The organism is Pseudomonas sp. 22526 (genome assembly GCF_052044735.1).
GTDB lineage: Bacteria > Pseudomonadota > Gammaproteobacteria > Pseudomonadales > Pseudomonadaceae > Aquipseudomonas > Aquipseudomonas piscium.
In genome coordinates this window covers 42,691-61,528 of the sequence record NZ_JBQENK010000011.1, presented here as the reverse complement: position 1 = coordinate 61,528, position 18,838 = coordinate 42,691, and the positions used below count along the sequence as shown (strand labels likewise).

Here is an 18,838-nt window from a genome sequence, read left to right as displayed (position 1 = left end):
GGCCCAGGCTTGCTTTACTGATTCAATCCCAGGTCGAACCTGTCCCGCCCACAGGCCGTGCGGCACCAGGACGCCCCCCATGATTGAAGAGGTAGCGTGCGATGGAACGTCTCAGTGCCAAAGACTTCTCCCCCGAGTTGCTCGAACTCTACGACTACTACGCCCACGGCAAGATCAGCCGCCGCGAGTTCCTCGACCGGGCGGCGGCCTTCACCCTGGTCGGGCTGACCGCCAGCGCCACCCTCGCCGCCCTGACGCCGAACTACGCCCTGGCCGAACAGGTGTCGTTCACCGACCCGGAAATCGTCGCTGAATACATCACCTACCCCTCGCCCAAGGGTCACGAGCAGGTGCGGGGTTACCTGGTGCGCCCGGCGAAAGCCGAAGGCAAGCTGCCGGCGGTGGTGGTGGCCCATGAAAACCGCGGGCTCAACCCCTATATCGAGGACGTCGCGCGGCGCCTGGCCAAGGCCGGCTTCATCGCCCTCGCCCCCGACGGCCTGACGTCGGTCGGCGGCTACCCGGGCAACGACGACAAGGGCCGCGAGCTGCAACAGAAGGTCAATCCGGAAAAGCTGATGAACGACTTTTTCGCCGCCATCCAATGGCTGCTCGAGCACGACGCCAGCACCGGCAAGGTGGGCATCATCGGCTTCTGTTATGGCGGTGGGGTGGCCAATGCCGCGGCCGTGGCCTTTCCGGAACTGGCGGCGGCCGTGCCCTTCTACGGGCGCCAGCCGGACAGCGCGGAAGTCGAACGGATCCAGGCGCCGCTGCTGCTGCACTACGCCGAACTGGATACGCGCATCAACGAAGGCTGGCCAGCCTACGAGCAGGCACTGAAAGCCGCGGGCAAGACCTACGAGGCCTATATCTACCCCGGGGTGAACCACGGTTTTCACAACGACTCGACCCCGCGCTACGACGAGGCCACCGCCAACCTGGCCTGGGACCGGACACTGGCGTGGTTTCGCAAGTACCTGGTCCAGGCCAGCGGCTGACAGCGGTTTGAAGGCGACGGCGCGAGCGCGCCGTCGCTTGTACTCAGTGGCTCACTTCTTCAACAACGCCGTGGCGATGACGCTGCCCAGTGGCGTCGGTATCGGGTCGTTCTGATGCGCCACCGCATTCACCGCCCAGGCCTCCAACTGCACCCGGTCCTTCTGGAAGATCATCATGTGGGTCGAACCACCGAACTCGAAATGGCCGATCTCGGTGCCGCGGGTGATGTTCACCGGGGCGGCGCCTTCGTCGACGATGAACGGCGGCTCGATCACGCAGGTCGAGACCTCGACCATGCCGATGCAGATCAGCGCGACATAACCGCAGGCCGGGTGCTCGAAGACAAAGATCGCCCGGGCGGCGACATGCCCCAGGTACGGCTGCGACTCGGTGCCCTCCCAGGTGCCCTCGCCTTCACCCTGGGCCGGACGCTGGGCGAAATAGGTGCCCGGCTGCACCCAGGAACGCACCAGCTTGCCATCGAGCGGAGCGTTCCAGCGGTGGTAGTGGGTCGCCGACAAAAAGCCCTGGTAGGCCTGCCCGCCCTGGAACAGGCTGGCCCACTTATTCTGGCCGGCAAACAGGTCGAGCAGCGAGTAATTGACGTCCTTGATCCAGAACTCGGTCTCGAACGCCAGATCGTTTTCGTACTGCCAGGGCGTGGTCTCGCAGCCGATATCGACCTGGGTGGCCGCGTTGCCCTTGAACGGCCGCGCGTTGGGCACAAACTTGCGGATGAAGAACGAATTCCAGGAATCGAAGCCGTAGCCGGGCAGGTTCGGGTCATACTCCATCTGCGTCCAGACCCCGGCCTCGTGGGCCGCCTTGGAGATCCACGAGCCTGCTTTTTCCGGGTCGTTGATATCCAGTTTGTCGAGGGAGGCGCTGCTCTTGAGGAAAGTATTCCAGGCGTTGAGCACCTTCTTGAACTGCTGGTTGAAGGTCGTGTCATGGAACACTGCCACACCCGCCTCGGTGCCCATCGACACCGCCAGGAAGGCGTTCATCGGCGTGCCGACCTGGGCCGTGGCGTTGAACGACGGAGAGGTGCTGATGATCTCGTTGAGGATCTCGAAAAAGCTGTCATAGCCGGCGATCCACAGCACATCGCCGTCCGAGTCCTTGATCTGCTCCTGGGTCGCTTCGTCCAGGGTCGCCACGTAGGCGTTCGACTGTTCGATCATCGAGTTGATCCACATGCGGTACACGCTGTTGTGGGTGACCCAGGTCTTGAACTCGATGATTTCCTGGCGCATCGGCGTCAGGGTGCCGGCCTTTTTCTTCTCGGCGATCAGGTCGCGCAGCGGCACCAGGAACTTGGCCGTGGCCCATACCCGGTTGGGCACCCAGAAGCCCATCTGGATCGGCCCGGCGTTGTCCAGTGTGAGCAACTCGGTGCCGGTGCGTTCCAGGCGCGCCTCCCGCGAGGGGCGTTTGGAGTGGGTGTTACGGCTGTCGTATTGAGTCATTTCTTTACTCCTTTAAAGAGGGCACCCCGGGTCTTGATTGCCCAGGCGCGCCCAGACTGCGCTGAGGTGGAAACCTGCAAACGACAGCTGCGGCCAGCGTTCATGCCAGGGGGCGACAAGGGTTCACACAGGGGCTGAACGACGTTCCATGTCCTTCTCGCGATGCCGGTCCCGGGCAGAATGCGGCGGCCGAACGGCCATCTACAGGCGTGACTTGCCTGCACAAGTAAAGCTGCTCTGGCGGGTTTCGGGGGGCCGGCAAAAAAATTCATCCAGCCGACCGCCTCACGCCCCCGCTCGGCTGGCGACCGGCGCATGCCGGGCCATCAGTTCGGCAACCCAGTCGATGAACACCCGTAGCTTGGTGCTGATGTGCCGGTTGGGTGGGAACGCCACGTAGATCGGCATCGGATCGAGCTGCCAGTCCTCGAACAGACGCACCAGTTCGCCCCGTTCCTGGTGCGCCCTGGCCATGTAGTCCGGCAGCCAGAGCACGCCCAGGCCCGCCAGGCCGGCGGCGAGGTAGGCATTGCCATCGTCGACCGCCAGCACGTAGCGGCCCTTGATCTGCAGGCTCTCGCCGTGGCCGCGCATGGCATAAGGCAAGGCCTTGCCGGTGCGCGCCCAGAGAAAACCGACGATGCGATGCAAGGAATCTTCCAGCTCGCGCGGATGCGCGGGGGTGCCGAGGCGCTCCAGGTAGCTGGGCGCCGCATACACCCCCAGCTGGAGATCGCCGATCCGCCGCGCCATCAGCGACTGGTCCGTCAGCTCGCCGCCGCGCACCACGCAATCCACATTCTCGCCGAGCACATCGACGATGCGGTCGCTGACACCCAGGTCAATCTGGATGTCCGGGTAGCGGGCGTGAAACCCGGGCAGCGCCGGCACCAGGATCATGCTGGCCAGCGGGCTGGGCACATCCACCCGCAAGCGTCCCCTGGGTAGGGTCGAGGCGCTGGACAGGCTGGTCTCGGCATCGTCGAGGTCGGCCAGCAGGCGCACCACGCGTTCGTAATACACCGCGCCGTCGGCCGTCAGGTGGACCCGGCGCGTGGTGCGGTTAAGCAACTTGACCCGCAAGCGCGCCTCCAGTTGCTGCACCAGTTGCGTCACGCTGGTCTTGCTCATGTGCAGCGTGTCGGCGGCCTTGGTGAAGCTGCCCGCCTCCACCACCCGGGCAAAGGCCTGCATCGCATCAAATCGGTCCATTTCCACCCCGGCTAACCATCGGATTGTTTGGATTCCACAAACAGTGATGGCTACGGTTGCTCGTTTATCGGCCAGGCGCAAGTGCCTAGAGTCGGCTTCATCGTTCATTCCAGGTCGGTTTCGACCCTTATCGATGGAGGCAACACATGACTCAGCGCGACGTGGTTTTTCCGCCCGGACGCCAGGCGCTTTACCAGCGCAACCGCTACTCGCCGGCGATCCGCGCCAATGGTTTCCTGTTCGTTTCAGGGCAGGTCGGCAGCACCAGCGATGGCTCGCCCGAGCCGGACCTGGAGGCCCAGGTGCGCCTCGCGTTCACCAACCTCAACGCGATCCTGGCGGCCGCCGGCAGCTCCTTCGACGAGGTGATCGACGTCACGGTATTCATCGTCGATCCCGAAAGCCGCTTCGAAACCATCTGGAAGGTGGTGCCGGAATTCTGGGGCCAGGCGCCGCACCCGACGCTGACCGCCGTGGGCGTGACCTGGCTGTATGGCTTCGACTTCGAGATCAAGGTCATCGCCAAGCTGCCGGAAAGCACCGCCGGCTGATTCGCCCCCCCCTCGCCCGGGTCACCTCCGTGCCCCGGGATTCCCCGGCGGACAACCCATCCCCACGCCTGACCCAGCATCACCCATCTGCTGACCAATGATCTTTTGTCAGCCCCGCGCGCCCGATAGTTAACTCTCGCCCCGCGAAGTCCTTTGACGGACCCCGTCACAAAATCAATAAGAGGGTTGGCCGATGCAAAGCAGTGGCGCGTTGCTGTGGGTGTTGTTGGCCGCGATCGTGATGATCGTGGTGTTGATTGTCAGGTTCCGGGTGCATGCGTTTCTGGCGCTGATCGCCGCCTGCGGCCTGGTCGGGATGGGCTCGGGGATGCCCTTGAATACCATGCTCGAATCCTTCCAGAAGGGCCTGGGCGATACCCTGGGGTTTCTCGCTGCGATCATCGGGCTGGGCAGCATCCTGGGCAAGATGCTCGAGGAATCGGGGGGCGCCGAACGTATCGCCCAGACCTTGCTCGACACCCTGGGCGAGCGGCGTGCGTCCTGGGTGATGATGCTGGTGGGGTTCATCGCCGGCATCCCGGTGTTCTTCGAGGTCGGCTACATCCTGCTGATTCCCCTGGTGTACGTGGTGGCCAAGGAAACCCGGCTCAACCTGCTGTACCTCGGCGTGCCCCTGGCGGTGTCGCTGATGTGCGTGCACTGCATGCTGCCGCCCCACCCCGCGGCCATGGCCATTACCCACTTGCTGGGGGCCGATGTTGGCAAGGTGATTCTCTATGGCCTGATCGTCGGCCTGCCCACCGCCATAGTCGCCGGGCCGCTGTGGATCCGCCTGGTGGCGCGCAGCCGGGCCGAACCCTGGCAGGCGGCCTTCCTCGAAGAACGTTGCGAGGCCCGTGGCGAACGCGTGCTGCCGGGCTTCTGGATGACCCTGCTGACCATCCTGCTGCCGCTGCTGCTGATGATCGGCAAGACCTTCGCCAGCGCCCTGCCCACCGGCTCGACCCTGTCCGTGCTGCTGTCGTTCTTCGGCAACCCGCTGGTGGCGCTGCTGATCGCCGTGGTCTTCGCCTACTGGTCCCTGGGCCTGCGCCGTGGCTTATCCATGCTGGACCTGCTGGGGCATACCCAGAAAAGCCTGCCGCCGCTGGCCAGCATCTTGCTGATCATCGGTGCCGGCGGCGCCTTCAACGGCATCCTGATCGACAGCGGCGTGGGCAAGGTCCTGGCCGACTCCCTGACCCGGCTGGACATCAACCCGGTGGTGCTGGCCTGGCTGGTGGCGGGCCTGATGCACTTCGCGGTGGGCTCGGCGACCGTGGCCATGATGAGCGCCGCCGCCATCGTGCTGCCGACCCTGGGCATCGACTCCGGCTACAGCAAGGAGATCATCGTGGTCGCCATCGGCGCCGGGGCCATCGGCTGGACCCACGTCACCGACTCGGCCTTCTGGGTGGTCAAGGAATACCTCGGGGTGTCGCTGGCCGACGCGCTCAAGACCTTCACCAGCGCCACTGTCCTGGCTTCGGTGGTGGCCCTGCTGCTGACCCTGGGCCTCGCCCATTTCATTTAAAACCTTTGTCACAGGAGTCATCCCCATGATCGCAGGCCAGCCACTCGCTACCTGGACCCGCCGCTACCCGCTGCTCGAAGAGCTGATGGCGTTGCGCGAAACCACCTGGTTCACCCCCACCCGCGCGCCCCTGGCCGATGGCCTGAGCGACCTGGCGCTGACAGCCGCCGACGTGGCCGACGCCAGCGCGCGCCTCGAGCGTTTCGCCGCGTATTTTCGCCTGGCTTTTCCCGAGACCTTGGCCAACAACGGCATTCTCGAATCGCCGATCCAGCCGCTGCCAGCCTTGCAGACGGCACTGGCTGCTCGCTACGGTCAAGCCCTGCCCGGCGCGCTGTGGATCAAGCAGGACAGCCACCTGCCGATCTCCGGGTCGATCAAGGCCCGCGGCGGTATCTACGAGGTGCTCAAGCACGCCGAACGCCTGGCCCTGGAGGCCGGCCTGCTGCGCCTGGACCAGGACTACAGCGTGCTCGACTCGCCCGAGGCCCGGGCGCTCTTCAGCCGCTACCGGATCGCCGTGGGCTCCACCGGCAACCTGGGCCTGTCCATCGGCCTGATGGGCGCCCGGCTGGGGTTCCAGGTCACGGTGCACATGTCCGCCGACGCCCGCGGATGGAAGAAGGACAAGCTGCGCGCCCATGGGGTGAATGTCATGGAATACGCGAGCGACTACAGCATCGCCGTGGCCCAGGGGCGCCAGCAGGCCAGCGCCGATCCGGCCTGCCATTTCGTCGATGACGAGAACTCCACCGACCTGTTCCTCGGCTACGCCGTGGCCGCCGAGCGCCTGAGCCGGCAACTGGCACAGGCCGGGGTCCGGGTCGATGCCCAGCACCCGCTGTTCGTCTACCTGCCCTGCGGCGTCGGCGGCGGTCCTGGCGGCGTGGCGTTCGGCTTGAAGCTGGCGTTCGGCGACGCCGTTCACTGTATATTTGCCGAGCCCACCCATTCGCCGTGCATGCTGCTCGGGGTGCACACCGGGCTGCATGACGAGGTGTCGGTGCAGGACTTCGGCATCGACAACCTCACCGCCGCCGACGGCCTGGCCGTGGGCCGGGCCTCGGGTTTTGTCGGCCGCGCCATGCAGCGGCTGATCGAGGGTTACTACACGGTCAGCGATGACGAACTGCATGCCCTGGTCTGGCTGATGGCCAAGCACCAACAGCTGCACCTGGAGCCCTCGGCGGTGGCCGGTGTCCCGGGCATCGCCCGCGTGCACGCGCAGCGTGACCAGTACCTGCGGCGCAGCGGCATGAGCGCCGAGGCTTACGCCCGGGCCACTCACCTGGTCTGGGCCACGGGCGGCAGCATGGTCCCGGACACCGAGATGCAGGCCTATCTGGCGCAAGGCGCCCGGGTGCTGCAAGGCTCATAACAGACCGACAGGAGAAGCGCCGGCTTGTACAACCTACCGCCCCGACTGGATGCCAAGCTCAACAGCAGCCAGTTCTCGAACCTGTTCACCTTCCAGGTCGCGGCCCGCCACCTGAGCTTCAGCAAGGCCGCCGATGAGTTGTGCCTGACCGCCAGCGCGGTCAGCCATCGCATCGCCCGGCTGGAGGCGGAGCTGTCGATCCAGCTGTTCCGCCGGCTGACCCGGCGGGTTGAACTGACCGAGGCTGGCGAGCGTATTTTCGCGATTCTCCAGCAGACCCTGGGCGACCTGTCCGAAGTCCTGGCCCAGCCGGTCGACGCCGACCTGTCCGGGCCGCTGACCCTGTACGCCCACCCGTCCATCGCCCATTCCTGGCTGGTGCCGCGCCTGGCCGAGTTCGGCCTGCGCTTCCCCGGGGTCAAGCTGGACCTGCGGGTGGGCAACGACCGCATCGACTTCCGCACCCGGCAGATCGACCTGGCGCTGTACTACGGCAATGGCGAGTTCCATGGGCTGGTGGCGCACAAGCTGATGCAGGAGCAGGTCGCCCCGGTGTGCAGCCCGCAATACGCCGAACGCCATGGATTGACCGGAGCGGTCGAGCAACTGCAGCAGTGCACCCTGCTGCATGACTCGCTGGCCTGGGACCACGCCACCTTCGACTCCGAATGGGCGCTGTGGATCCGCCAGCATGGCGGTGGCCTGCCCATGCCGAAACGCGGGGTGACTTTCGATCGCTCGGACCTCTGCGTCACCGCCGCCATCCACCATGCCGGCGTGGCGATCGGGCGCGAGCATCTGGTCAGCGAGGCAATCGGGCAAGGCAAGCTGGTGCTGCCATTCACCGGGTTTACCCGCAGCGGCGCCTACGACTACTACATCGTCCATCCGACACTGGAGGCCATGCCACGACGGGTCTCGGCCTGTATCGCCTGGCTGCAGGAGTGCGCGGCGCAAACGCCGGGAGTCTGAAGGCCGGCACGCAATGGCCGGCTGGGGAAAATCAGCGGCTGGCGCCGCCGCTCTTCTTGCGCAACGCCTTCAAGCGCTGGCTCGCCCGCTGCACCGCCGCCATCTTTTCCGGGCGCTTCATGCGCTTCCATTGGCGGATGTCGTCCTTGCTGCGCCCGCAACTCAGGCACAGGTCGCCGCTCAACTGGCAAACGGCGATGCAGGGGTTGTCGATTTCCTTGGCCATGCTTCAGCCTGGCTGCCGGTCATCAAAGATGCCACGAACCATCAATGCTGCATCTTGCTGTGGTCGGGCATGTTCAGCGCGCGGGCCTGGGCCTCGACCTTGATCGACTCTTTCTCGCCCTTGGCATTTTCCACCACCAGGGTCAGCGGCACCTTGTCGCCTTCCTTCACCTGGGCCACCAGATCGATCAGCATCACGTGATAACCATGGGGGTCCAGGGCCACGGCCTTGCCGGCCGGCAAGGCGACGAAGTCCGCCGGGCGCATGCTCATCACATCGTTGTGCATGCTCGACTGATGGATCTGCACGATCTTGGCCACCGGCGACTCGACGCTGAGCAGCTTGCTGTCGTCGCTGGCGGTCAGGGTCATGAAGGCGCCGGTCGCCTGTTGCCCGGCGACGGTGGCGCGTACCCAGGCGTCGTCGACCTGGGTCTGGGCCGCGGCCTGGCCAGCCAGGCCCAGGAGGGACAGGCCCAGCAGCAGGTGTTTGGCACGTTGGGCGATTGTGGATGGGTTCAGGGCCAGGTACATCAGCAGACCTCCATGACGGTCAGTAGATCTTCCGCGCACTCTTGCGCGGTAAGCGATTGGGACAAGCCAAGGCGCAACGTGCCCCGGGAGTCGTAGACAAAACTGGTGGCGGTGTGGGACAGGGTGTAGGTCGAACCGCTGGGGATCTTCTCGTAGAACACGTCGAATTCCTTGGCCGTGGCCGCGGTCTGCTCCAGCGTGCCGTACAGCGCGACGAACGACGGGTCGAAGGCCTTGACGTAGGCGTCGAGGACCTCCGGGGTATCCCGCTCGGGGTCCAGGGTGATGAAGATCACCTGCAGGCGGTCGCCGTCCCGGCCCATGAGTTTCTTGGCCTGGGCCGCGCGCGCCAGCGTCGTGGGGCAGATGGCCGGGCACTGGGTGAAACCGAAGAACACCATCGGCATCAGGCCGCTAAAGCTCGAGAGCGTCCTGACGTTGCCCTCGGTGTCCTTCAGCTTGAAGGTACGGCCCATGATCTTGTCGCTCAGGTCCTTGCCGTACTTGTACGACAGCTGGCCCCGGGTATCGCAGCCGGCCAGAAGACCGAGACCCAACACCCCCATACCTGCAATCACCTCGCGGCGACTCAACAAAACACTCATTCGTTACCGCCCTTTCGAGGAGCCGAAAATCCAGATGACCCGCCGGGCGGCTCATCCGTAAAAGCCACGCATGGTAGCAAAACGCAGCGGCCCCCTTCCTGCCAAATGGATGACAGGTTGTGTGCGACCATGGTCGGGTGCGGCGTTTAGCCGCGCTTTCCGGCAGCTCTCAGCCCAGCCGCGCCAGGCGTTTTTGCCAGTTGCCGCCATTGATGCGCTGGCACTGTTCTTCGCTGTCGTACCGCACATGGGCCGCCAGCGCCTGCAACTCCACGCCGGCTTCATCCAGGGCCATGGCCGTCAGTTCGAGCATGCGTTCGCCCTGCCCGCTGGCCAGGGCCTGGGTCTTGCTGGCCTGGGTATCGAAGACCCACACCACCCTCAAGCTGGCAGGAAACGCCGCGTAATCGAGCACATGGGTCAACCAGGAAAAACCGACGATTTGCGCCTTGGCGGTTTCGCAGGCGTCGGTAAGGCTGGCGACCAGGCGGCGTTCGAGACGTGCCTGCTCGCGTTTGCTGGATGGCATGAAGGCTCCTTGGCGGCCCGGCATCGATTGCCGGGGTTGTGCGGCTGCGCAGTCTTGCCGCCAGGGCCGCTCAATACAAGCCCCATGGGTGGCTGGCACGCCTGTTATTCCGTAACATTCGCCGCCTTTTCGGCAATCCCCCTGCAACCCCGGCCGCTGCTGGCCGCCCTCTCAGGTACACCATGAAACCCGCTCGCCTTCGCGCCGACGTCCTGGCCGGACTCACCACCTCTTTCGCCCTGGTGCCCGAGTGCATCGCCTTCGCCCTGGTCGCCCATCTCAACCCGCTGATGGGCCTGTATGGCGCCTTTATCATCTGCACCCTGACCGCCCTGTTCGGCGGCCGCCCGGGGATGATTTCCGGCGCCGCCGGGTCGATGGCGGTGGTGATCGTCGCACTGGTGGTGCAGCACGGCGTGCAGTACCTGCTGGCCACAGTGCTGCTGGGCGGGCTGGTCATGATCGCCTTCGGCCTGCTGCGCCTGGGCAAGCTGGTGCGGATCGTGCCGTATCCGGTGATGCTCGGCTTCGTCAACGGCCTGGCGATCATCATTGCCCTGGCCCAGCTGGAGCACTTCAAGGCCGATGAACGCTGGCTCGGCGGCACACCCCTGTGGCTGATGCTCGGGCTGGTGGCGCTGACCATAGCGATCGTCCACTGGCTGCCGCGCCTGAGCCGCGCGGTGCCGCCAGCATTGGTGGCGATCCTCGGGGTCGGCCTGCTGGTCCAGCTGCTGGACCTGCCGACCCGCACCCTGGGCGACATGGCCCATATCGCCGGCGGCCTGCCAAGCCTGGTGTTGCCGGATATTCCATGGAATCTGGAAACCCTGGGCATCATCGCTCCCTACGCCTTCCTGATGGCCATGGTCGGTTTGCTGGAAACCCTGCTGACCCTCAACCTCACCGACGAAATCACCGAGAGCCGCAGCTTCCCGGACCGCGAATGCGTGGCCCTGGGCGCGGCCAATATCGCCTCCGGCCTGTTCGGCGGTATGGGCGGTTGCGCGATGATCGGCCAGACCGTGATCAACCTCAGCTCCGGCGGCCGTGGCCGGCTGTCCGGGGTGGTCGCCGGGGTGATGATCCTGCTGTTCGTGCTGTTCCTCTCGCCCCTGATCGAGCGCATTCCGCTGGCGGCGCTGGTCGGGGTGATGTTCGTGGTGGCCCAGCAGACCTTCGCCTGGGGCTCGCTGCGGGTGCTGCACAAAGTGCCGCTGAACGACATGCTGGTGATAGTCGCGGTGACCATCATTACGGTATTCACCGACCTCGCTATCGCGGTGCTGTGCGGCATCGTCATCGCCGCCCTCAACTTCGCCTGGCAGCATTCGCGCGAGCTGTACGCCGACAGCCACGAGGAAGCCGACGGCAGCAAGCTGTACCGGGTCCACGGCACCCTGTTCTTCGCCTCGACCACACCCTTCCTCAACCACTTCGACCCGGCGGGCGACCCGGCCCAGGTGACCCTCGACTGCCGCCACCTGAGCTTCGTCGACTACTCGGCCATCGCCGCCCTGAAAACCCTGCGCGAACGCTACAGCAAGGCCGGCAAACACCTGCGGGTGACCCACCTGTCCGAGCGCTGCAAGCAATTGCTCAAGCGTGCGGGCATCCAGCACAGTTGAACCCCTCGAGGTGGAGCCGCGCGCTCCACCTCGCCGACGCCATCGATATCACTGTGATATCATCGCCCCCTCTCCGGCCGGGGCCCGGGCAACCCCGCCCACACCGGAAGACCCCATAAAAGAAGGCGCCACGATGCGCCTCCCGCCTGCCTTGCCTGCAAGAACCGACGACGCCCCGGAGCCTTTCCGAGCGCGCGCCGCTCTGCTGCGAACCTGCCGGATGCCGCGCAGGTTGTGCCTTTTGCCGCCACAAGGAACACAGTCATGCTTTTACGATCGATGAACATTTCCCGCCGTGCAGGCCTCAGTTTTGCCCTGATCGCGCTGCTGGCGGTTGCGCTCGGGACCTTCTCCCTGCTGGAAATGCGGCGCATGAACGAGCAGTCGCTCGAGGTCGACAGGAACTGGCTGCCCTCGATCGTCGCGGCCAACGCCATGGCCCTGACCAGCACCCAGATCCGCACCCTGACCCTGCGCCAGCTGGTGGTACGCGACAGAAGCGCCGTCGAGGCCTTGCTGGACCGGATCAATCAGCTCGAGGAGCAGTTGTCGGCCCAGCAGCTGATCTACGAAAAACTCAGTATCGCCCCCGAGGAAAAGGCCGCGTACGCGCGCTTCCTTGGCGTCAAGGCGCTGTACCTCAAGGACCAGCAGCGCGTCCTCGACCTGGCGCGCCAGGGGCGCAAGGACGAGGCGATCGCGATCGTCGACGGCGGCCCCTTCCTGGCCAATGCCGACGCCATGCTCAAGGAATTGCTGACCGTGGTCGAGGTGAATACCCACGGCGGCGAAACGGCGGCCGCGCGCAGCAATGAAGTGTTCCAGAGCGCAGTCGGCCTGGTGCTGACGATCCTGGTCATAGTGCTGGTGCTGACCGTCGGCCTGGCCATCGTACTGACCCGCAGCATCGTGCGGCCACTGAGCCAGGCCGTGGAAGTCGCCGAGACCATCGCCAGCGGTGACCTGTGCCATGCCATCAACGTGACCGGCAACGATGAGCCGGCGCGCCTGCTGCACGCCCTGCAACGCATGCAGAACAGCCTGCGCAGCACCCTGCAGAAGATCGCCGATTCCTCCAGCCAGTTGGCTTCGGCCGCCGAGGAATTGCATGCGGTGACCGAGGACTCCAGCAAGACCCTGCACCAGCAGAGCAACGAGCTGGAACAGGCCGCCACCGCGGTCAACGAAATGACCGCAGCCGTGGAAGAAGTGGCGCGCAACGCCGTCAGCACCTCCGAAGCGTCGCGGGAAACCGACACCACCGCCCACCATGGCCGGCAGCAGGTGCAACACACCGTCGACTCCATCGGCGACCTGGCCGACGAGGTGACCCGCACCTGCGAGCAGGTCGAACACCTGGCGGTGGATGTGCGCAATATCGGTCAGGTCCTGGAGGTGATCCGCTCGATCGCCGAGCAGACCAACCTGCTGGCCCTCAACGCGGCCATCGAGGCCGCCCGGGCCGGCGACGCCGGACGCGGTTTCGCCGTGGTCGCCGATGAGGTGCGGGCCCTGGCCCATCGCACCCAGCAGTCGACCCAGGAAATCGAAAGCATGATCAACACCATCGAAGAAGGCACCGAAGGCGCGGTCAGCGCCATGCGCCACAGCAACGAGCGCGCCCACCTGACCCTGGAAGCCGCCCGCGCCTCGGGCCTGGCCCTGGACCAGATCACCCAGGCCATCACCTCGATCAACGAACGCAACATGGTGATCGCCAGCGCCAGCGAAGAGCAGGCCCAGGTGGCCCGCGAGGTCGATCGCAACCTGGTGAATATCCGCGACCTGGCGACCCAGACCTCGGCCGGGGCCAACCAGAGCAACGCCGCCAGCCAGGACCTGTCACGCCTGGCGGTGGAACTCAACGGCCTGGTGACTCAGTTCAAGGTCTGACGGCCGAGGGCTCCCGCTTCTTACTGAGCGGGAGCCTTCAATAAGCGTATTGGCCAATCACCCGACGCACCCGTTCCAGCGCCACGCGCAATTGATCCAGTTCGACCGAGCCCAGGGCCAAACGGATGGCGTGGGGCACCGGCGCGGCGCTGACAAAGGGCTCGGCGGTGGATACCGAGACGTTCTCCCGCAACAGGGCCATCGCCACCTGATCGGCGCGCACCTCCTCGGGCAGCGGCAGCCAGAGGAAATAGGACGCCGGATGCCCGATGTATTCCAGGTCGACCAGCACTTCCCTGGCCAGGGCCTGACGGGTTGTCGCATCCTGGCGCTTCTCGGCTTCCAGGCGCTGCACCGTGCCGTCGTCGATCCAGTTGCAGACCAGCGCCGTCATCACCCCCGGGGTGTTCCAGGTGGTCGCGCGGATCACCCGTTCGATCAGCGGTACCCAGGCCGGCGGCGCGACGACAAAACCGACCCGCAGCCCGGTGGCGACATTCTTGGAGAACCCCGACACGTACACCGTCAGCTCTGGCGCCAGGGCCGCCAGGGGCGCGGGCGGATCCTCGGCGAGGAAGGCATAGGCGGCGTCCTCGATAATCAGCAGCCGATGCTGCCGGGCTATGTGCACCAGACGCTCACGCCACGCCAGGTCGAGCACCCAGCCCATGGGGTTGTGCAGGGTCGGCATGGCATACACCGCCCGCACCCGCCGACTGCAGCACAGCTGCTCTAAGGCCTGCAGATCGGGGCCGTGCTCGGTCAGGGCAATCGACACCAGCTCCACGCCGTGGGCATCGGCCACCACCTTGAACCCCGGGTAGGTCAGGGCATCGGTGGCCACCACATCGCCGGGCTTGAGCAACGCCATCACCGTGGTCGCCAGGCCGTGCTGGGCGCCGCTGACGATCGACACCTGGTCCGCTTCCACCTGCAACCCGCGACACGCCAGATGCCGCGCCACCGTGGCTCGCTCGTGGCTACGGCCACTGTGGGGCTGGTAGCGCAGCAGCGCCTCCAGGTCACCGGAGGCCGCCAGCTGGCGCAGGCCGCCGCGCAGCACTTCGGCCTGCCCGGGCAACGCCGGATAATTGAAATTGAGATCGAGGGTGCCCGCCGCGGTCGCCTGCTGGTCGATGCCCTGCCCCGGCGGCAACGCGGTCTCGCGGACAAAGGTGCCGCGCCCGGTTTCGCCACTGATCAGGCCCATGGCCTCCAGCTCGGCATACACCCGCGATGCCGTTACCAGGGCCAGCCCTTCCCTGGCGGCCAGCTCGCGGTGGGTCGGCAGGCGGGTGCCGGGCGGCAATGCACCGCCACGGATATCGGCGGCAAAACCATCGACCAGTTGTTTGTAGCGGGCACGGGCCATAGCGGGATGTATCCATGACAATATTTTGATTGTATTGATTATCGCTCATAGGATGAGGCCTGAGCAGCCCAGGCGCAATCTCGCCCTGAAGCGCGGCGCTTACCCTTGAACAGAGCTGAGCCCCTGAATGGAACGGACATCATCCCTGCCACACCCCATCACCCAAAAAGCCGCGAGCGGCTGGCTCAACGGCTTTATCGGCGTGCTGATTTTCAGCGGCTCGCTGCCGGCCACCCGGGTGGCCGTGCTGGAGTTCGACCCGCTGTTCCTGACCGTGGCCCGCGCCAGCATCGCCGGCGTCCTGGCCTTGTGCCTGTTGCTGCTGTTCAAGGAAAAACGTCCGAGCAGAAGCCAGCTGTGGCCCCTGGCGATAGTGGCCCTGGGCGTGGTGCTGGGCTTCCCCCTGCTGACCGCCCTGGCCTTGCAGTATGTGACCTCGGCCCACTCCATCGTCTTCCTCGGCCTGCTGCCCCTGGCCACCGCGGTGTTCGGCGTGCTGCGCGGCGGCGAGCGGCCGCGGCCGGTGTTCTGGCTGTTCTCGGTGCTGGGCAGTCTGCTGGTGGTGGGGTTTGCCCTGTCCCAGGGGCTGAGCGCGTCACCGACCGGAGATATCCTGATGCTGCTGGCGATTCTGGTGTGCGGCTTGGGCTACGCGGAAGGCGCCAAGCTCTCCCGGACGCTGGGCGGCTGGCAGGTGATCTCCTGGGCTTTGGTATTGGCGCTGCCGGTGATGATGGTGCTGAGCCTGTTCCGCGCCCCGCCTTCGTTTAGCGGAATCACACTGCCCGCCTGGCTGAGCCTGGCGTATGTCGCGCTGTTCAGCATGCTGATCGGCTTTGTCTTCTGGTATCGCGGGCTGGCCCAGGGAGGGATCGCCGCCGTCGGCCAGTTGCAATTGCTGCAACCCTTCTTTGGCCTGGCCCTGGCCGCCACCCTGCTGCATGAACAGGTGAGCCTGGGCATGCTGGGAGTGACCCTGGCAGTGATCTTGTGCGTGGCCGGGGCGAGGAAGTTTTCGAAATAGCGGTCCGGCCTGCCCTTAAAAGATTGGGTGGGCCTGAGGTATCCCCTCAGACCGGGGAGATGGTCGCCAGCAGACCAATCGCGATGGTCAGCGCCAAGAATCCAAACAAGAAAATCGCCATCTTCGCCATAAAGGCCTCCTGAACAATAGGTTTTCGCCAACGCGAAAAGCAGAACGCCGCCTCAGGCTCCAGCCGGCAGGCCGGTGCGCCTGAGGGGTGCGCCATTGTCAGGCCGGATCTGATCCCGATACAGATGCAGGTGACGAAGAAAAATACGGATCAGATGATGACAGGCTCTGTCGGCTCATGGGCCAAAGGTCCGGGGACAGGAGGCAAAGCCGAGATGCCCCGCCCCAGGATCGCCGACGCCCACGCCAGCATGGCAGCCCGGGCAACCGGCAATTGCGCGTGCCTCCCTGGGTTATTTGCGCGCCAGCTTGTAGCGCACGCAATCGTCGTAAAAGCTCTGCCGCACCGTGGCCGGCTTGGCCCGCGAGGGGCTGTCGTAGGTCTGCTCGGTAATGCCCATGGCCAGCATGCGCATCCAGCCCTTGGTGAACTTGTAGGTCTGCAGCTTCTGCCGCGCGGCATACAGGGAAACCCCCGACAGTTTCAGCTCCTGCGCCCGCGCCGCCGTCCCCGCGCCCCAACTGCACACGTACCGGTCACTGGCCGGCAACTCCTTGCCCTCGGCCGCGACAGCCACGCTGACCAAGGCGAACGAGGTCAGCGTCATCCACACATTGCGCATTTTTCGATCTACCTAACCACCTGAAATTAAAGTGATTTTGGCGATGATTTAGCGCTTGCGGGGCCAGCACGCCGACTTGTCGGAGAAGGCAATATGCCGCTCTTTTAATGGCCACTTACTTCACTGCTCGCGCCGCGGCCGGCCTCCGACAGCAACCACTGCCGCAGCGCCGCGACATTCGGCCGCTCCAGGGCCGTGGCCGGATACACCAGGTAATAGGCCAGGTCACTGGCCACGCTCCGGGCAATTGGAGCCAGCAACAGGCCCTCGGCCAGCTCACGCTGGACCAGCGACAGGCGCACCAGAGCCACCCCCAGGCCGGCCTTGGCGGCCTCTATGGCGCCGTTGCTGTCGACGAACACCGTGCCCTGCCGGCCATCGACCCGGGAGGCCCCGGCGGCCTCCAGCCAAAGCTGCCAGTCATGCCGATGTTCATCGTGCAGCAGGCGCAGGTCCGCCAGGTCATCGACGCTGAGGCGGATGCGTTCACCCAGCAGTTGCGGGCTGCACACCGGGATCAGTTCATCATCCAGCAAACGCTCGCTGACCAGCCCGTCGTAGCGGCCGAAGCCGTGGCGCACCGCTAGGTCCACGCCATCTCGGGCCAGGTCGACCTTGCGGTTCGAGGCGCTGATGCGCACGTCCACCCCGGGCAACCGCGCCTCCAGCCCGCCCAGGCGCGGCACCAGCCACTGCATGGCGAAACTCGGCGTGCAACTGAGCACCAGCACATCCAGGCGCGCCCGCCCCAGCAGCTCCACCGTGGCCTCGCGCATCAGGCGAAAGGCCGTGCGCAAGGTGGCGAAGTACTGCTCGCCGGGCGCGGTCAGGATCAGCTGCCGCGGCCGGCGCACAAACAGCTGAATGCCCAGGGCCGCCTCCAGTTCCTTGATCTGCAGGCTGACCGCGCCGGGAGTGACGTTCAGTTCCCCGGCGGCCAGGGTCACGCTCAGATGACGCGCAGTGGCTTCGAACGCCCGTAACGCCCCCAGCGACGGCAAGTTCATATTCAAGGTTTAGCCCTCCTCAACCATCCAGCGAAAAATGCTCGTTTGTCAGTGCCCTCCGACTCTCAGAATAATTCGCCACAACCAGGTTTCAAGCTGACGCAAGCCAACGAGCACAACTCAATCATCGACAGTCACGCAGGAGAGACGGACATGGCCACGCAAAAAGTCATGGGAGTGGTGGAATGGGGCCAGTTGATCGCGCTGTCCATCCTCTGGGGCGGGTCGTTCATTTTCGTCGGCATCGCGGTGAAGGAACTGCCGCCGTTGACCATCGTCATGTTTCGGGTGTGCCTGGCCGCCCTCGCCCTGTTGGCGCTGATTCGCATCCTGGGCCTGTCGCTGCCCGGGGACAGGCGCATCTGGCTGACCTTTTTCGCCATGGGCCTGCTGAACAACCTGATCCCCTTCTGCCTGATCGTCTGGGGCCAGACCCACATCGCCAGTAGCCTGGCCGCCATCCTCAATGCCACCACTCCTCTGTTCGCGGTGCTGGTGGCGCACCTGCTGACCGCCGATGAAAAGCTCACCGGCAACAAGCTGGCCGGGGTCATTGTCGGTTTTATCGGCGTGGCGCTGATGATCGGCATGGACGCCCTGGCCGGCCTGGGAGACAACCTCGGCGCGCAGCTGGCGGTGCTGGGGGCGGCGCTGTCCTACGCCTTTGCCGGCGTGTTCGGCCGGCGCTTCAAGGCCATGGGCGTGGCCCCGCTGATCAGCGCCACCGGCCAGATCAGCGCCTCCAGCCTGCTGTTGCTGCCCCTGGCGCTGCTGGTGGACCGCCCCTGGACCCTGGCGGTGCCGAGCCTGGCCACCTGGGGCGCGCTGCTGGGCATCGCCCTGCTGTCCACGGCCCTGGCCTATGTGCTGTTCTTCCGGATTCTCTCCAGCGCCGGCGCCACCAACCTGATGCTGGTGACCTTCCTGATCCCCATCAGCGCCATCGTCCTCAGCGGCCTGCTGCTGGACGAGCACCTGCAGGCCAAGCATTTCCTGGGCATGACCCTGATCGCCCTGGGCCTGGCGGCCATCGACGGCCGCCTGCTGAACAGGCTGCTCAAGCCACGACCCGAAGATGCGGACAGCTTTCTCGGCAAGGATATCTAGCCCTCTCGCCCCGCCAGGAGCCTTGTCCTAAAGCTCCTGGCGCA

At 65.5% G+C, this 18,838-nt stretch carries 18 protein-coding genes and 1 pseudogene; 10 read left to right on the top strand and 9 right to left on the bottom strand.

Annotated elements, in window-relative coordinates; all coding sequences use genetic code 11:
• Nucleotides 1-101 precede the first annotated feature (101 nt).
• Entirely contained in the window at nt 102-1,001 is a 900-nt protein-coding gene (gene yghX / locus ACTJKT_RS18160) for a YghX family hydrolase (protein ID WP_440788029.1), read from the top strand.
• 51 nt (nt 1,002-1,052) lie between these two features.
• Here the strand turns inward: yghX and ACTJKT_RS18155 are convergent, their stop codons facing one another.
• Together ACTJKT_RS18155 and ACTJKT_RS18150 are read right to left on the bottom strand one after the other, a co-directional pair.
• Nucleotides 1,053-2,471 carry a phophatidylserine decarboxylase associated domain-containing protein gene (locus tag ACTJKT_RS18155; protein WP_440788028.1) on the bottom strand — a complete coding sequence of 473 codons (1,419 nt, stop codon included), beginning with the start codon at nt 2,469-2,471 and terminating at the stop codon, nt 1,053-1,055.
• A 285-nt stretch (nt 2,472-2,756) separates the two neighbouring features.
• Entirely contained in the window at nt 2,757-3,683 is a 927-nt protein-coding gene (locus ACTJKT_RS18150; RefSeq protein ID WP_440788027.1) for a LysR substrate-binding domain-containing protein, read from the bottom strand.
• Between the two features lie 146 nt (nt 3,684-3,829).
• On the opposite strand from ACTJKT_RS18150, the gene ACTJKT_RS18145 reads away from it, so the two are divergent.
• The 4 genes from ACTJKT_RS18145 to dsdC all read left to right on the top strand — a co-directional run bounded on the left by ACTJKT_RS18145 (nt 3,830) and on the right by dsdC (nt 8,118).
• Nucleotides 3,830-4,234, top strand: a complete 405-nt coding sequence (locus ACTJKT_RS18145; RefSeq protein ID WP_097302901.1) for a RidA family protein — start codon at nt 3,830-3,832, stop codon at nt 4,232-4,234.
• Nucleotides 4,235-4,427: 193 nt separating this feature from the next.
• The gene (locus ACTJKT_RS18140; protein WP_440788026.1) at nt 4,428-5,768 is read left to right on the top strand and encodes a GntT/GntP/DsdX family permease; all 1,341 of its coding nucleotides are present in this window, start codon (nt 4,428-4,430) and stop codon (nt 5,766-5,768) included.
• A gap of 25 nt (nt 5,769-5,793) precedes the next feature.
• Nucleotides 5,794-7,146, top strand: coding sequence for a D-serine ammonia-lyase (locus tag ACTJKT_RS18135; protein WP_440788025.1), 1,353 nt, complete (start codon nt 5,794-5,796; stop codon nt 7,144-7,146).
• A gap of 24 nt (nt 7,147-7,170) precedes the next feature.
• Nucleotides 7,171-8,118 carry a DNA-binding transcriptional regulator DsdC gene (gene dsdC / locus ACTJKT_RS18130; RefSeq protein WP_440788024.1) on the top strand — a complete coding sequence of 316 codons (948 nt, stop codon included), beginning with the start codon at nt 7,171-7,173 and terminating at the stop codon, nt 8,116-8,118.
• 31 nt (nt 8,119-8,149) lie between these two features.
• Here dsdC and ACTJKT_RS18125 read toward each other — a convergent pair whose 3' ends face one another.
• The 4 genes from ACTJKT_RS18125 to ACTJKT_RS18110 all read right to left on the bottom strand — a co-directional run bounded on the left by ACTJKT_RS18125 (nt 8,150) and on the right by ACTJKT_RS18110 (nt 10,011).
• The gene (locus tag ACTJKT_RS18125) at nt 8,150-8,344 is read right to left on the bottom strand and encodes a DUF1289 domain-containing protein (protein WP_226304801.1); all 195 of its coding nucleotides are present in this window, start codon (nt 8,342-8,344) and stop codon (nt 8,150-8,152) included.
• Between the two features lie 41 nt (nt 8,345-8,385).
• Nucleotides 8,386-8,877, bottom strand: a complete 492-nt coding sequence (locus ACTJKT_RS18120) for a copper chaperone PCu(A)C (RefSeq protein ID WP_440788023.1) — start codon at nt 8,875-8,877, stop codon at nt 8,386-8,388.
• The gene (locus ACTJKT_RS18115; RefSeq protein ID WP_440788022.1) at nt 8,877-9,482 is read right to left on the bottom strand and encodes an SCO family protein; all 606 of its coding nucleotides are present in this window, start codon (nt 9,480-9,482) and stop codon (nt 8,877-8,879) included. The genes ACTJKT_RS18120 and ACTJKT_RS18115 overlap by 1 nt, the downstream gene beginning before the upstream one ends.
• Before the next feature lie 169 nt (nt 9,483-9,651).
• Nucleotides 9,652-10,011, bottom strand: coding sequence for a hypothetical protein (locus tag ACTJKT_RS18110; RefSeq protein WP_440788021.1), 360 nt, complete (start codon nt 10,009-10,011; stop codon nt 9,652-9,654).
• A gap of 182 nt (nt 10,012-10,193) precedes the next feature.
• Here ACTJKT_RS18110 and ACTJKT_RS18105 point away from each other — a divergent pair, with 182 nt between their 5' ends.
• The 3 genes and pseudogenes from ACTJKT_RS18105 (at nt 10,194) to ACTJKT_RS18095 (ending at nt 13,532) form a co-directional block, all read left to right on the top strand.
• The gene (locus tag ACTJKT_RS18105; RefSeq protein ID WP_440788020.1) at nt 10,194-11,639 is read left to right on the top strand and encodes a SulP family inorganic anion transporter; all 1,446 of its coding nucleotides are present in this window, start codon (nt 10,194-10,196) and stop codon (nt 11,637-11,639) included.
• Between the two features lie 264 nt (nt 11,640-11,903).
• A pseudogene (locus tag ACTJKT_RS18100) lies at nt 11,904-12,674 on the top strand (MCP four helix bundle domain-containing protein); the annotation flags it as partial.
• Nucleotides 12,669-13,532, top strand: a complete 864-nt coding sequence (locus ACTJKT_RS18095; protein WP_394327671.1) for a methyl-accepting chemotaxis protein — start codon at nt 12,669-12,671, stop codon at nt 13,530-13,532. The pseudogene ACTJKT_RS18100 and the gene ACTJKT_RS18095, both read left to right, overlap by 6 nt.
• A gap of 37 nt (nt 13,533-13,569) precedes the next feature.
• Here the strand turns inward: ACTJKT_RS18095 and ACTJKT_RS18090 are convergent, their stop codons facing one another.
• Nucleotides 13,570-14,904, bottom strand: coding sequence for a PLP-dependent aminotransferase family protein (locus ACTJKT_RS18090; protein WP_440788019.1), 1,335 nt, complete (start codon nt 14,902-14,904; stop codon nt 13,570-13,572).
• 127 nt (nt 14,905-15,031) lie between these two features.
• Here ACTJKT_RS18090 and ACTJKT_RS18085 point away from each other — a divergent pair, with 127 nt between their 5' ends.
• Nucleotides 15,032-15,928 carry a DMT family transporter gene (locus ACTJKT_RS18085; RefSeq protein WP_440788018.1) on the top strand — a complete coding sequence of 299 codons (897 nt, stop codon included), beginning with the start codon at nt 15,032-15,034 and terminating at the stop codon, nt 15,926-15,928.
• A gap of 422 nt (nt 15,929-16,350) precedes the next feature.
• On the opposite strand, the gene ACTJKT_RS18080 is transcribed toward ACTJKT_RS18085, so the two are convergent.
• Nucleotides 16,351-16,680 (bottom strand): hypothetical protein, encoded by a 330-nt coding sequence (locus tag ACTJKT_RS18080; protein WP_440788017.1) that lies wholly within the window; start codon nt 16,678-16,680, stop codon nt 16,351-16,353.
• Between the two features lie 104 nt (nt 16,681-16,784).
• Entirely contained in the window at nt 16,785-17,687 is a 903-nt protein-coding gene (gene gcvA / locus ACTJKT_RS18075; RefSeq protein WP_197723031.1) for a transcriptional regulator GcvA, read from the bottom strand.
• 153 nt (nt 17,688-17,840) lie between these two features.
• Here gcvA and ACTJKT_RS18070 point away from each other — a divergent pair, with 153 nt between their 5' ends.
• On the top strand, nt 17,841-18,794 hold the full coding sequence (locus ACTJKT_RS18070) for a DMT family transporter (protein WP_440788016.1): 954 nt from the start codon (nt 17,841-17,843) through the stop codon (nt 18,792-18,794).
• Nucleotides 18,795-18,838 lie beyond the last annotated feature (44 nt).

Coding starts and splice junctions, on each gene's coding strand:
- yghX (WP_440788029.1), top strand. CDS start 102: ATGGAACGTCTCAGTGCCAAAGACTTCTCCCCCGAGTTGCTCGAACTC.
- ACTJKT_RS18155 (WP_440788028.1), bottom strand. CDS start 2,471: ATGACTCAATACGACAGCCGTAACACCCACTCCAAACGCCCCTCGCGG.
- ACTJKT_RS18150 (WP_440788027.1), bottom strand. CDS start 3,683: ATGGACCGATTTGATGCGATGCAGGCCTTTGCCCGGGTGGTGGAGGCG.
- ACTJKT_RS18145 (WP_097302901.1), top strand. CDS start 3,830: ATGACTCAGCGCGACGTGGTTTTTCCGCCCGGACGCCAGGCGCTTTAC.
- ACTJKT_RS18140 (WP_440788026.1), top strand. CDS start 4,428: ATGCAAAGCAGTGGCGCGTTGCTGTGGGTGTTGTTGGCCGCGATCGTG.
- ACTJKT_RS18135 (WP_440788025.1), top strand. CDS start 5,794: ATGATCGCAGGCCAGCCACTCGCTACCTGGACCCGCCGCTACCCGCTG.
- ACTJKT_RS18125 (WP_226304801.1), bottom strand. CDS start 8,344: ATGGCCAAGGAAATCGACAACCCCTGCATCGCCGTTTGCCAGTTGAGC.
- ACTJKT_RS18120 (WP_440788023.1), bottom strand. CDS start 8,877: ATGTACCTGGCCCTGAACCCATCCACAATCGCCCAACGTGCCAAACAC.
- ACTJKT_RS18115 (WP_440788022.1), bottom strand. CDS start 9,482: ATGAGTGTTTTGTTGAGTCGCCGCGAGGTGATTGCAGGTATGGGGGTG.
- ACTJKT_RS18110 (WP_440788021.1), bottom strand. CDS start 10,011: ATGCCATCCAGCAAACGCGAGCAGGCACGTCTCGAACGCCGCCTGGTC.
- ACTJKT_RS18105 (WP_440788020.1), top strand. CDS start 10,194: ATGAAACCCGCTCGCCTTCGCGCCGACGTCCTGGCCGGACTCACCACC.
- ACTJKT_RS18095 (WP_394327671.1), top strand. CDS start 12,669: ATGCAGAACAGCCTGCGCAGCACCCTGCAGAAGATCGCCGATTCCTCC.
- ACTJKT_RS18090 (WP_440788019.1), bottom strand. CDS start 14,904: ATGGCCCGTGCCCGCTACAAACAACTGGTCGATGGTTTTGCCGCCGAT.
- ACTJKT_RS18085 (WP_440788018.1), top strand. CDS start 15,032: ATGGAACGGACATCATCCCTGCCACACCCCATCACCCAAAAAGCCGCG.
- ACTJKT_RS18080 (WP_440788017.1), bottom strand. CDS start 16,680: ATGCGCAATGTGTGGATGACGCTGACCTCGTTCGCCTTGGTCAGCGTG.
- gcvA (WP_197723031.1), bottom strand. CDS start 17,687: ATGAACTTGCCGTCGCTGGGGGCGTTACGGGCGTTCGAAGCCACTGCG.
- ACTJKT_RS18070 (WP_440788016.1), top strand. CDS start 17,841: ATGGCCACGCAAAAAGTCATGGGAGTGGTGGAATGGGGCCAGTTGATC.